The sequence below is a fragment of the Mammaliicoccus sp. D-M19 genome (genome assembly GCF_022386695.1).
Classification (GTDB): Bacteria; Bacillota; Bacilli; order Staphylococcales; family Staphylococcaceae; genus Mammaliicoccus; species Mammaliicoccus sciuri.
Genome location: NZ_JAJNHW010000002.1, coordinates 336,142 through 348,999 on the forward strand (window position 1 = coordinate 336,142; position 12,858 = coordinate 348,999).

Sequence of the window (12,858 nt, forward strand, 5' to 3'; positions counted from 1 at the left end):
GTTTTATTTTGCACTTTATTTATTGTCCGGTTTAATTTTCTTTGTACATCCTTATGTAAGTATATTCATGCTCATTATCTTAGTTATAAGTTGCTATATTAAATGGCAATCATTAAAAATTTTGGTGATGAGCTTTATATTTTTTATTATAGGTTGCTTAATTTATCCGAATGATCCATTGCAATATTACGAATCATTTAATGTTTCAAAAAATCATAAAAATTATACTGAAATGATTCAGTTTGGAGATAAGTTAACGCTTGATGGAGACAGCTTTCAAGCTGAAGGGCAAATCCATAATCATACATATAAAGCTTTTTATACGATTAAAAGTGAAAAAGAAAAGCTTAAATTTTTGAAGGAAATGCCTTATTTGAAAAATTGCCGTATTACTTACTCTGTTAATTCAACTTTGCCTAATACTAACGCATTAAAATTTCAATACTTTGAGTTTTTGCAAAATCATGATATTAAAGGTGTTATTAAGATAGAAAACTTATTTTTAAATACTTGTTCGAATCGACCATTAAATATGATTGAACGTATTCAACTATATCGAACGAATTTAATTCATGAGATGAAACAACTTGATATAGATGGTGTTGATGATATTATTGCGCTCACGTTAGGTGATACAAGTTATTTAAGTGAAGAAAGAATAGATCAACTTAAAAAATTAGGTATATATCATTTATATGCTGTAAGTGGATCACATGTCGCATTGTTAAATATATTTTTATTTAAATTATTACTTAGAATGAACATCAAATATCATCATGCCGAGAATATGATATTTATAATGTTACCAATATATGCTGTTTTAACTGGTTTAAGTCCGAGTGTTCTTAGAGCAGTAGGGGTAGTAATGGTTTATATGATTTTGAATAAAGTCATAAAAATAGACGCTTTACAAATACTATCTATCACTTTCATTGTTTATACAATTTATAATCCTCACATTATTTTCGATATTGGTTTCCAATTATCTTATATCGTCTCTACGTTTATCATTTTATGTGTACCACTTATAAAGTCTTTCAATACAATCCACAAAATCATTACGATTAATGTCGTATCTCAATTATCTTCCTTTGTCATATTACTGATTCACTTTAATGCTTTTCAATGGCTAGGTTTTATCACAAACTTTCTTTTTATTCCACTTTTTGAATTAATTATTTTTCCACTTGTGATGTTATTCATGTTGATGTTTGCCACTTTTGCTAATGTTCCTAATTTATTTACAATGTTAATAGAAATTTGTATGAATCAAACTTTTAAATTAATAGATGTTATGAGTCGTATTCCCATAAATGAGTTAATCGTAAGAAATTTATCGGAATGGATATATTTTATCATTCTCGTTATTGTAGTCTTAGTGTTAATGTTATTTATTAAAAGGAAATATATAAAATCTTTACTACTTTTCACAATGTTAGTCATTGCAATCACATATCATTTTAACCACAACGAGGTTGTTTTAAAATTTCTTGATATTGGTCAAGGAGATGCTATGATTGCTTATCATCATGATGTAAATCAAATTGTGATGATTGATACTGGTGGTAAAGATAAATTGAAGAAGAAACCGTGGCAAACTAGAAGTAAAATATCGAATTATACAGATTCAATTATCGAGCCGGAACTTAAAGAAAATGGTTATCAAAAAATTGATTATTTAATCATCACGCATCCACATGCAGATCATATGGGAGAATTAGCTACTTTAAGTAAAAAAGTATCGATTAAATATTTAATTATCAACAAGAAGACTTGGGATAGCCGTGAATTAAAACATTTGCTAGAAGAGCTTAAACAAACGAACACACAAATTATAGATAGTTCAAATTTGAATGAATTAAAGATTGGAGAATCGACATATAAGTTTTTTAACCAAAATAGTCTGAATTATGAAGATAAGAATGATACATCAATCGTTACTGAGATCACAACGTTTGGCAGAACAATATTAACAACAGGTGATGCAACAGAAAAAGTAGAGCATAGTATTTTGAGTCAACTTAAAGGGAATTATAATATTTTAAAAGTAGCACACCATGGTAGTTTAACAAGTACAAGTGATAGCTTTTTATTAAAAGCAAAGCCTCATATTTGTGTCATAAGTTCTGGTCGACATAATAGGCACGGGCTACCAAAAGAAGCCATTGTAAATAAACTTAAACAAAGCGATTGTAAAGTGTTCAATACACAAGATTACGGAATGGTACAATTTGAAATCAATAAAGATAATATGATTATGACAAATGGACTACAAGAACATAATAAAAAAGCTTACAATCGACAGTAGTCGTTTGTAAGCTTTATATAAATGGATTTGATATATTAGTTTGGTAGTAGACTGAATACTTGTGCAATAATATAAATTGCTGCTAAGAATACGAAACCAATTATAAATCCAAATCCAGAGTCTTTAACATCATTGTCACGCCCTTGAGTATTTTCACCTTCAAATCTGTTCATATGACTCCCTCCTATACTTACTTTCATTATATGATATTAAACTTAAAAATGCTATACTTAATTAGAACTTTATAAGAGAGGGAGACTTATTTTGGAAGACAATATTGTATTGAATTATGGTGCAGTAAATGCACTTATTGAGAAAAAATCTGACGAAATTATAAATCAATATTTAGATGGAGAAAGAGACGATTTTAACTATGTTAAATTTGATTTATATGAAACACCTATTTCAAGTGCGATAGAAGAATCATTAACTTTACCATTCCTCTCAGACAAAAAAGTCGTACATATTAAGAATGCTTACCTTTTTACAGGAGAAAAAGTTAGTACTCAAATCAATCAAAATACCGATCAATTAATTCAATTTATTGAACAGTATGATGGTGAAACGTTAGTCGTATTTGATGTGTTTAATGAGAAATTAGATGAAAGAAAGAAACTCGTTAAAACAGTTAAGAAGAATGCAAGACTTAATAAAATTGACCAAATGACCGAACAAGAAATTAAACAGTGGATTAAATCTTATTTGCATGAACAATATAAAGATATTAAAGAGGATGCTTTAATAGCATTTTTAGAACTAACAGGTATTCAATTTAACATTATTAAAGCAGAATTAGATAAATTGGTGTTATTTATTGGCGATGAAGCGGTTATTAATAAACAAGACGTTAAAGAAATTGTAAGTCGTTCTCTAGAACAGAATGTATTTTTGTTAACGGAATATATTCAAAAAGGTCAAAAAGAAAAATCTATTAATTTACTGAAAGACTTAATCAATATGAAAGAAGAGCCGATTAAGCTTTTAGCGTTAATCACAAGTAATTATCGCTTGTATTATCAATGTAAAATTCTTGCTGGTAAACATTATAGCGAACAACAAATTGCTAAAACGATTGGTGTACACCCATATAGGGTTAAACTGGCACTTCGTATTACGAGAAAGCTATCACTTGATCGATTATTAGCAACTATCGATATTTGTGCTGATACAGATTACCAATTGAAATCTTCATATATGGATAAAGTGCTCATACTAGAACTTTTCATTTTAAAAATATAAGATGTAATGGCCAGTCTTTCACTCCATAAAAAAAGGGCGTGACACAGAATGTTCTGTGTCACGCTCTCACATAATTAGTTAGCTTTTGACATTAAGCTTGATTTAATTCTATCAGCTTTATTTGAATGAATTAGATTGTTTTTAGAAGCTTTATCAACTTTTTTAACAGCTAATGAAACTAATTCAGCTTTGTTTTCAGCATTGTTTTCGATTGCAGTTTTAGCAGCTTTAACAGCTGAACGCATATCATTTTTTTGTGAAATGTTAGCAGCGTCTTTCTTTTCTGTAACAGCAACGCGTTTAATAGCAGATTTAATGTTTGGCATGAGAGTCACCTCCTAAATATGTTGTCCGTGATCAAAGAATTTTTGATTGCAACAAAAAATATTTTATCAAATGTAGGGCATAAGTGCAATGATTATTTACACATTCCTTATAAAGCATAACACTTTATTGATAGTTTGATAATACGTTTGCATTTATTTCATAAAGACGGTATCATATCAAAGATGCGACTTACATTTAATACATGTAAAATTAACGAGAAAGTTGGAGTTCAAATGGACAGAACTAAACGCCTAGAGCGCCAAAATAAAATTAGAAACTTTTCTATCATTGCTCATATTGACCATGGTAAATCTACGTTAGCTGATAGAATTTTGGAAAATACTAAAAGTGTAGAATCACGTGATATGAAAGAACAATTATTAGATTCTATGGATCTTGAAAGAGAACGTGGTATAACAATCAAACTTAATGCTGTTAGATTAAATTATACTGCTAAAGATGGGGAAACATATATCTTACATTTAATTGATACACCGGGGCATGTCGATTTTACATATGAAGTTTCAAGATCACTAGCAGCATGTGAAGGTGCTATTTTAGTTGTAGATGCTGCACAAGGTATCGAAGCACAAACGTTAGCGAATGTTTATTTAGCATTAGACAATGACTTAGAATTAATACCTGTTGTCAATAAAATTGATTTACCTGCAGCTGAACCTGAGCGTGTTAAACAAGAAATTGAAGACGTTATTGGATTAGATGCAAGTGATGCAGTACTCGCAAGTGCTAAATCTAATATTGGAATAGAAGATATATTAGAGAAAGTTGTAGAAATGGTACCACCTCCAGAAGGTGATCCAGATAACCCACTACAAGCGCTTATTTTTGATTCTTCTTTTGATGCTTATAGAGGTGTAATTTCTTCTATACGTGTTGTTGAAGGTTCAGTTAAAGCTGGAGACAAAATTCAAATGATGTCTACAGGTAAGACATTTGAAGTTACTGAAGTTGGTATTAATACACCGAAACAACTTCCAGTTGATACGTTATCTGTCGGAGATGTAGGATACATTGTAGCTTCAATTAAAAATGTTGGAGATTCCAATGTCGGTGATACAATCACTTTAGCTGACAGACCTGCTGAGAAACCTTTAAAAGGGTATAAAAAGATGAATCCAATGGTATTCTGTGGATTATATCCAATTGATAATAGTAAATATAACGATTTGAGAGAAGCGCTTGAAAAGCTTCAACTTAATGATGCATCTTTAGAATTTGAAGCTGAAACTTCTCAAGCATTAGGCTTTGGTTTCAGAACAGGCTTCTTAGGTTTACTACACATGGAAATTATTCAAGAAAGAATTGAAAGAGAATTTAATATTGAACTTATTGCGACTGCACCATCAGTTATTTATGAATGTGAATTAACAGATGGCGAAAAATTACAAATTGATAACCCGTCACAATTTCCAGACCCACAAAAAATCAACAGAATTTATGAACCATATGTTAAAGCAACAATGATGGTTCCGAATGATTATGTTGGTGCTGTAATGGAACTCTGTCAGAAAAAACGTGGTAACTTTAAGACGATGGATTATTTAGATGATATTCGTGTAAATATTATTTATGAAATTCCATTATCTGAAGTCGTATTTGATTTCTTTGATCAGTTGAAATCGAATACGAAAGGTTATGCATCATTTGATTATGAATTAATCGGGTATCAAGAAAGTAAACTTGTAAAAATGGATATTTTATTAAATGGAGATAAAGTGGATGCATTAAGCTTTATCGTCCATAAAGAGTTTGCATACGATAGAGGTAAAGCAATAGTAGATAAATTAAAAACATTAATCCCTAGACAACAATTTGAAGTACCAGTTCAAGCAGCAATTGGTAATAAAATAGTAGCTCGAACAAACATTAAATCTATGGGTAAAAATGTTTTAGCAAAATGTTACGGTGGGGATATTAGCCGTAAACGTAAGTTACTTGAAAAACAAAAAGCAGGTAAAGCTAAGATGAAATCAGTAGGTAATGTGGAAATTCCACAAGATGCATTCTTAGCCGTGCTTAAAATGGATGAAGAATAATTTTGAAACAGCTGCATAATATGTAGCTGTTTCTATTTTTAAAGGAGCGTTTATATGGCAAAAAGTGTATATATTCATATACCTTTCTGTGTGAGAATTTGTACTTATTGTGATTTTAATAAGTTCTATATTGCTAATCAGCCGGTAGATGAGTACTTAGATTGTTTGATAAAAGAGATGTCAACGAGAAAAGATAAAGAAGTTGAGACAGTATTTGTAGGTGGAGGTACACCTACAGCATTATCTGAAGCACAACTTGAAAGATTACTTCAAGCTATTAACAATTTATTTGTGATTACAAAAGAATATACTTTTGAAGCTAATCCAGATGAATTAACAGAAGCAAAAATAAAATTACTCAAACAATATGGTGTGAATAGATTATCATTAGGTGTTCAAACATTTGATGATGAATTGTTAAAAGTATTAGGAAGAACTCATCATAGTGACGATATTGAAAAAGCAGTTACTTTATCTAGAAAACATAAAATCCCTTCTGTAAGTTTAGATCTTATGTTTCACTTACCTGGTCAAACAATAGAACAATTTGATGATTCACTCAATAAAGCACTATCACTTGATGTAGATCATATTTCAAGTTATGCACTTATACTTGAACCAAAGACGCAATTCTACAATTTATATAGAAAAGGGCGTTTAAAATTACCTAATGAAGATTTAGGTGAAGAAATGTATCAACATTTGAAAAAGAAATTAGCAGGCTCTACCCTTAATCAATATGAAATCTCTAACTTCTCGAAAGAAGGACATGAATCTCTTCATAATAAAGTATATTGGAAAAATGAAGAATATTATGGTTTCGGTGCAGGTGCACATGGCTATATTAATGGTGTGCGCTATGGAAATATTAATCCGGTTAATCAATATATTAAGAAGTTAATGAATGGTAAAATGCCAGTATTACAAAGTACAGAAGTTTCATTGAAAGAACAAATGGAAGAAGAAATGTTTCTTGGATTAAGAATGACAAAAGGTGTGTCCAAAACTAAATTCCAGAATAAATTTGACCAATCAATAGAAGATGTATTTGGTCAACATGTGAAAGAACTCATCGAACAAGAGTTACTATTGGATGAGAAAGACTATTTACGCCTAAGTAATCGCGGACAAATAATCGGAAATGAAGTGTTTGAGAAGTTTTTATTAAGCTAAAAATATGTATTTAAAAAAGATATAAAAATTGAATGCTTTAACGTTGACTTTCTTTGACCAATTTGATAAATTATAATTAGCACTTAGGAAGATAGAGTGCTAATCGAGGTGATGACATGATTACTGAGAGGCAATTACAAATTTTGAATGTAATTGTTGAGGATTATGTTGAGTTAGGACAACCAATTGGTTCTAAGTCGATTATTGAAAGGCATCAATTGCCGATTAGTCCAGCGACAGTTAGAAATGAAATGAAACAATTAGAAGATTTGAACCTTCTTGAGAAGACGCATACGTCATCAGGTCGTATTCCTTCTGAACAAGGAATTAAGTATTATGTTAATCAATTACTTGAGTCTAAATCTCAAAGTAAGAAAAGCTTAAATTGGTTTGAACATTTTCAAGATAAAAATCAATATGATGTAAACGCAATGCTTAAATGGTTAGCATTAGAAATTTCAAATCGATCACATTATACAACTGTAGTACTCGGACCTAATAAATTTTCAAGATTTATATTTGAAATTCATTTTGTGAGAGTCAGCCCAACTCATCTCATGGGCGTCATTGTATTTACTGATGGTTATGTAGAGAAAGTTCATATTCAAATTCATGAATCTTTAAATCAATTACAGATTGAGAAATTTATGAACTACTTAAACCAGTATTTTAAGCAAAATACTTTAACTACAATGATAAAAACGTTAGAATCATTATCGTTGTCATTCATTGATCATGAATTTATTAATAATTTTAAACAAGCGTTATTAACGCAAATTAATGATCATAATGAAGAAATGTTTCTAGGTGGTAAGATGCACCTAATTGATGCGTTAGATGTAACGAATGTATCTATGATTCAATCGATTTTAAAGTATCTTGAATCTGAACGTATCGCTCAATTTTTAAATGAAACATCAAATGATTCGATAAGTGTCAAAATTGGACAGGAAATTAATAAAGATTTACATGGTATTTCAATTATTAGTACCAATTATGAAATTTCTGGTGATATAACTGGTCATTTAGCCGTTATTGGTCCAACTGCAATGCATTATAACAAAGTGATTCAACTTTTGAATCATTTTTAAATAAGGAAAGAAAATGGAGGGCATGAAATGACGGAAGAAAAGCAAAATGAACAATTCGATGAAACAAACGATCAAACTCAATCTGTCGCTACTGAAGAAGTAGAAGCAAATGAAACTGAAGAGAATGTTGAAGAGGTTGAGCAAGATAAAGTAGTCGAAATTCCGGAAGCTGAACTCGAACAACTTAAACAAAAAGCAAATGAAGAAGAAGAAAAATACTTACGTTTATATGCTGAGTTTGAAAACTATAAACGTAGAATGAAACAAGAAGCAAGCATTACTAAAGATTATCAAGCACAACGTGTACTTACAGATGTATTACCTGCGTTAGATAATATGGATCGTGCACTTAAACAAGAAGGTGAGTCTGAAGACTTCTTAACTTTCAAAAAAGGTGTAGACATGGTTTATAACGATTTACTTAAATCATTAAAAGATAATGGTTTAGAAGAAATCGAATCATACAATCAACCATTCGATCCAAATGTACATCAAGCAGTTATGCAAGATAATAATCCTGACTTTGAATCAGGTGTTGTAACTGAAGAGTTACAAAGAGGATATAAATTGAAAGATCGTGTTTTAAGACCAGCAATGGTTAAAGTAAACGAATAATAAACTCGATGATTAATTAATAATAAATTGGAGGAATAATTCTTATGAGTAAAGTAATAGGTATAGACTTAGGTACAACAAATTCAGTAGTTTCAGTATTAGAAGGTGGAGAACCTAAAGTAATCCAAAATCCAGAAGGTAACAGAACAACACCATCAGTTGTTGCATTTAAAGATGGAGAAACACAAGTTGGTGAAGTTGCTAAACGTCAAGCAGTAACTAACCCAAATACAATTCAATCAGTTAAACGTCATATGGGTACTGATTATAAAGAAAAAGTTGAAGATAAAGAATATACACCACAAGAAATCTCAGCTATGATTTTGCAAAACTTAAAATCAACTGCTGAAAGTTATTTAGGTGAAAAAGTAACAAAAGCTGTTATTACAGTTCCAGCTTATTTCAATGACTCAGAACGTCAAGCAACTAAAGATGCTGGTAGAATCGCTGGTTTAGAAGTAGAACGTATTATTAACGAACCAACTGCAGCAGCATTAGCTTACGGTTTAGATAAAACTGAAACTGATCAAAAAGTATTAGTATTTGACCTTGGTGGTGGTACTTTCGACGTATCTATCCTTGAATTAGGTGACGGTGTATTCGAAGTATTAGCAACTGCAGGTGACAATAAACTTGGTGGTGACGATTTCGATGACGTTATCATTAAATATTTAGTTGAAGAATTCAAAAAAGAAAATGGCATAGATTTATCACAAGATAAAATGGCATTACAACGTCTTAAAGATGCTGCTGAAAAAGCTAAAAAAGACTTATCAGGCGTATCTTCAACTCAAATTTCATTACCATTCATCTCTGGTGGCGCAAATGGTCCATTACACTTAGAAACAACACTTTCAAGAGCTAAATTTGAATCATTAACAAGCGATTTAGTAGAAAGAACAATGGGTCCAACTCGCCAAGCTATGAAAGATGCAGGATTATCTAATTCTGATATCGATGAAGTTATCTTAGTTGGTGGGTCAACTCGTATCCCAGCTGTTCAAGAAGCAATCAAAAAAGAAATCGGTAAAGAACCTAACAAAGGTGTTAACCCTGATGAAGTAGTAGCTATGGGTGCTGCAATTCAAGGTGGCGTAATCACTGGTGATGTTAAAGACGTAGTATTACTTGACGTTACACCATTATCATTAGGTATCGAAACTATGGGTGGCGTATCTACAGTATTAATCGAAAGAAATACAACAATTCCAACATCTAAATCTCAAGTATTCTCTACTGCAGCAGATAACCAACCAGCAGTTGATATTCACGTATTACAAGGTGAACGTCAATTAGCAGCAGATAACAAAACGCTTGGTCGATTCCAATTAACGGATATTCCACCAGCTCCACGTGGTGTGCCACAAATCGAAGTATCGTTTGATATCGATAAAAATGGTATCGTTAATGTAACAGCTAAAGATCTTGGTACAAACAAAGAACAAAAAATTACGATTGAATCAAGCTCATCATTATCAGATGAAGAAATCGATCGTATGGTTCAAGATGCAGAGAAAAATGCTGAAGCAGACAAAAAACGTCGTGAAGAAATCGATTTAAGAAATGAAGCAGACCAAATGGTATTTACTGTTGAAAAAACTTTAACTGATCTTGGCGATAACGTTGATGAAAGCGAAAAAGCTAAAGCTGAAGAAGCTAAAGAAGAATTGAAAAAAGCACTTGAAGGTACTGATATAGAAGATATCAGAGCTAAAAAAGATGCACTTCAAGAAATCGTACAACAATTATCTGTTAAAATGTATGAACAAGCTGCACAAGCACAACAAGGTGCTGAAGGCGCTGAAGGCCAATCTACTTCAAACGATGATGACGTAGTTGATGCTGAATATACAGAAGTCAACGAAGACGATAAAAAATAATACTAATCATTAAAAAGTCAAAGTCAATGTGATTGGCTTTGACTTTTTTAATTCATATACGTATTATAAATCAGTGTGTAAAGGAGAGATTACATTGGCAAAAAGAGACTATTATGAAGTGCTTGGCGTATCCAAAGATGCTTCTAAAGATGAAATAAAAAAAGCTTATCGTAAATTATCAAAAAAGTACCATCCTGATATCAATCAAGAAGAAGGTGCTGACGCAAAGTTTAAAGAAATTTCAGAAGCATATGAAGTGCTAAGCGATGAAAACAAACGTGCGCAATACGACAGATTCGGTCATAGTGGTCCGCAACAAGGTTTCGGTGGATCACAAGGGTTTGGAGGACAAGACTTCTCTGGATTCGGTGGCTTTGAAGATATATTCGGATCATTCTTTGGTGGCGGTGGCGCTAGAAGAGATCCTAACGCTCCAAGACAAGGTGATGACTTACAATATAGCATGACATTAACATTTGAAGAAGCTGTATTTGGTACTGAAAAAGATATTACAGTTCGTAAAGATGTGGAATGTGAAACTTGTCATGGTAATGGTGCTAAACCTGGCACTAATAAAAAAACTTGTACGTACTGTAACGGACAAGGTCATGTAACAGTTGAACAAAATACAATTCTAGGTAGAATGCAAACACAAAAAGTTTGTCCTGAATGTGAAGGTTCTGGACAAGTATTTGAAGAAAAATGTTCAGATTGTCATGGTAAAGGAACTCAAAACAAAAAAGTTACAATCAAAGTGAAAGTACCTGAAGGTGTAGATAACGACCAACAAATTCGCTTAGCTGGTAAAGGTGGTCCAGGTATAAATGGTGGACCTGCAGGCGATTTATATGTTGTATTCAGAGTGAAACCACACAGTAAATTTAGACGTGATGGAGACAATATCTTCTATGATTTAAATCTATCATTCCCTCAAGCAGCACTTGGTGATGAAATTACTGTTCCTACATTAACTGGCAATGTATCATTAACCGTTCCAGCAGGTACGCAAACTGGTAAACAATTTAGATTGAGAGAAAAAGGTGTTCAAAACGTTCATGGTTACGGTAAAGGTGATTACTTTGTAACTGTAAAAGTTGTAACACCAGATAAAATGACTGAAAGACAAGAAGAACTATTACGTGAGTTTGCAGAAATAGGTGGAGAAACAATTACAGAACAACCATCAAGCTTTAAAGACAGAGCCAAAAAGTTTTTTAAAGGAGAATAGCCTGTGAATTGGATTGAGTATTCTATCATGATAAATAGCGAAGCAGAACCAGAAGTTACAGCATTGTTAAATGAATTAGGTGCAAATGGTGTCGTAATCGAAGATTCAGCAGAATTAGAGAAAGAACATACAGATGTATACGGTGAGATTTATGAATTAAATCCCGCAGATTATCCTGATCATGATATTAGGGTTAAATGTTATTTTAATGAATTAGTATTTACGGATCAATTAGAACAAGAAATTCAAGAAACAATTGCAAATGTAAATGGCATCCAGTCAGAAATTTTATCGTTTGAGAAGACGATTATTAAAGAATCAGATTGGGAAAATGAATGGAAAAATTATTTCCATCCGTTTAAAGCTTCTGAAAGATTTGCGATTGTTCCGAGTTGGGAACAAGAAGGATATCAAAATAATGAAGGTGATCTTTGCATCAAACTAGATCCAGGTATGGCTTTTGGTACAGGTGACCACCCAACAACAAGTATGTGTTTAAGACATATAGAAGAGGTTGTACAACCTCAGCATAAGATAATTGATGTTGGTACAGGTTCGGGTATTCTTAGCATAGCTTGTCATTTACTAGGAGTAAACGACATTAAAGCGGTGGATTTAGATGATTTAGCAATTAAAGTTGCTAAAGAAAACTTTGAAATCAATGATTGTGAGAAAGATATCATCGCAGATACTGGCAATTTGCTTACTGAAGAAACAGAACAATATGACGTGATTATTGCAAATATATTAGCGCATATTATTGATTTAATGATAGAAGATAGTTATGAAAGATTGAATGATAATGGCTACTTTATTACTTCAGGCATTATTGAAGAAAAATCCGATGAAATAATTGAAAAACTACAAAATACTGGTTATACTATCGAAAAAGTACTACGTGAAGATGGTTGGGTTTCAATACGAGCTAGAAAGTAGGAGA

11 protein-coding genes are annotated in these 12,858 nt (G+C 31.7%); 9 read left to right on the forward strand and 2 right to left on the reverse strand.

All coding sequences use genetic code 11. The annotated features are described in order from the left end of the window. The first annotated feature begins 127 nt into the window (after positions 1-127). A complete protein-coding gene (locus tag LQ675_RS07195; RefSeq protein ID WP_239727313.1) occupies positions 128-2,308 on the forward strand; it encodes a DNA internalization-related competence protein ComEC/Rec2 in 2,181 nt (726 codons plus the stop codon). Between the two features lie 35 nt (positions 2,309-2,343). Here LQ675_RS07195 and LQ675_RS07200 read toward each other — a convergent pair whose 3' ends face one another. Next, complete coding sequence (locus LQ675_RS07200; RefSeq protein ID WP_239727317.1) at positions 2,344-2,481, reverse strand: YqzM family protein; 138 nt, start codon at positions 2,479-2,481, stop codon at positions 2,344-2,346. 91 nt (positions 2,482-2,572) lie between these two features. Between LQ675_RS07200 and holA the strand changes: the two genes are divergently transcribed. Further along, the gene (holA, locus tag LQ675_RS07205; protein WP_048539681.1) at positions 2,573-3,547 is read left to right on the forward strand and encodes a DNA polymerase III subunit delta; all 975 of its coding nucleotides are present in this window, start codon (positions 2,573-2,575) and stop codon (positions 3,545-3,547) included. A gap of 74 nt (positions 3,548-3,621) precedes the next feature. Here the strand turns inward: holA and rpsT are convergent, their stop codons facing one another. Then, entirely contained in the window at positions 3,622-3,873 is a 252-nt protein-coding gene (gene rpsT, locus LQ675_RS07210; RefSeq protein WP_025904213.1) for a 30S ribosomal protein S20, read from the reverse strand. 234 nt (positions 3,874-4,107) lie between these two features. Between rpsT and lepA the strand changes: the two genes are divergently transcribed. The 7 genes from lepA (at position 4,108) to prmA (ending at position 12,854) form a co-directional block, all read left to right on the forward strand. Further along, on the forward strand, positions 4,108-5,931 hold the full coding sequence (gene lepA / locus LQ675_RS07215) for a translation elongation factor 4 (protein ID WP_048539682.1): 1,824 nt from the start codon (positions 4,108-4,110) through the stop codon (positions 5,929-5,931). A 54-nt stretch (positions 5,932-5,985) separates the two neighbouring features. Beyond that, a complete protein-coding gene (hemW, locus tag LQ675_RS07220; protein WP_048539683.1) occupies positions 5,986-7,104 on the forward strand; it encodes a radical SAM family heme chaperone HemW in 1,119 nt (372 codons plus the stop codon). A 116-nt stretch (positions 7,105-7,220) separates the two neighbouring features. After that, a complete protein-coding gene (hrcA, locus tag LQ675_RS07225; protein WP_048539684.1) occupies positions 7,221-8,195 on the forward strand; it encodes a heat-inducible transcriptional repressor HrcA in 975 nt (324 codons plus the stop codon). Positions 8,196-8,222: 27 nt separating this feature from the next. Next, positions 8,223-8,810 (forward strand): nucleotide exchange factor GrpE, encoded by a 588-nt coding sequence (gene grpE, locus LQ675_RS07230; RefSeq protein WP_049318751.1) that lies wholly within the window; start codon positions 8,223-8,225, stop codon positions 8,808-8,810. A gap of 44 nt (positions 8,811-8,854) precedes the next feature. Further along, positions 8,855-10,690 (forward strand): molecular chaperone DnaK, encoded by a 1,836-nt coding sequence (dnaK, locus tag LQ675_RS07235; RefSeq protein WP_048539686.1) that lies wholly within the window; start codon positions 8,855-8,857, stop codon positions 10,688-10,690. Positions 10,691-10,784: 94 nt separating this feature from the next. Further along, positions 10,785-11,918 carry a molecular chaperone DnaJ gene (gene dnaJ / locus LQ675_RS07240; protein ID WP_048539687.1) on the forward strand — a complete coding sequence of 378 codons (1,134 nt, stop codon included), beginning with the start codon at positions 10,785-10,787 and terminating at the stop codon, positions 11,916-11,918. A 3-nt stretch (positions 11,919-11,921) separates the two neighbouring features. Further along, positions 11,922-12,854, forward strand: coding sequence for a 50S ribosomal protein L11 methyltransferase (prmA, locus tag LQ675_RS07245; RefSeq protein WP_119649272.1), 933 nt, complete (start codon positions 11,922-11,924; stop codon positions 12,852-12,854). Positions 12,855-12,858: the final 4 nt, after the last annotated feature.

Coding starts and splice junctions, on each gene's coding strand:
- LQ675_RS07195 (WP_239727313.1), top strand. CDS start 128: ATGAGCTTTATATTTTTTATTATAGGTTGCTTAATTTATCCGAATGAT.
- LQ675_RS07200 (WP_239727317.1), bottom strand. CDS start 2,481: ATGAACAGATTTGAAGGTGAAAATACTCAAGGGCGTGACAATGATGTT.
- rpsT (WP_025904213.1), bottom strand. CDS start 3,873: ATGCCAAACATTAAATCTGCTATTAAACGCGTTGCTGTTACAGAAAAG.
- lepA (WP_048539682.1), top strand. CDS start 4,108: ATGGACAGAACTAAACGCCTAGAGCGCCAAAATAAAATTAGAAACTTT.
- hemW (WP_048539683.1), top strand. CDS start 5,986: ATGGCAAAAAGTGTATATATTCATATACCTTTCTGTGTGAGAATTTGT.
- hrcA (WP_048539684.1), top strand. CDS start 7,221: ATGATTACTGAGAGGCAATTACAAATTTTGAATGTAATTGTTGAGGAT.
- grpE (WP_049318751.1), top strand. CDS start 8,223: ATGACGGAAGAAAAGCAAAATGAACAATTCGATGAAACAAACGATCAA.
- dnaK (WP_048539686.1), top strand. CDS start 8,855: ATGAGTAAAGTAATAGGTATAGACTTAGGTACAACAAATTCAGTAGTT.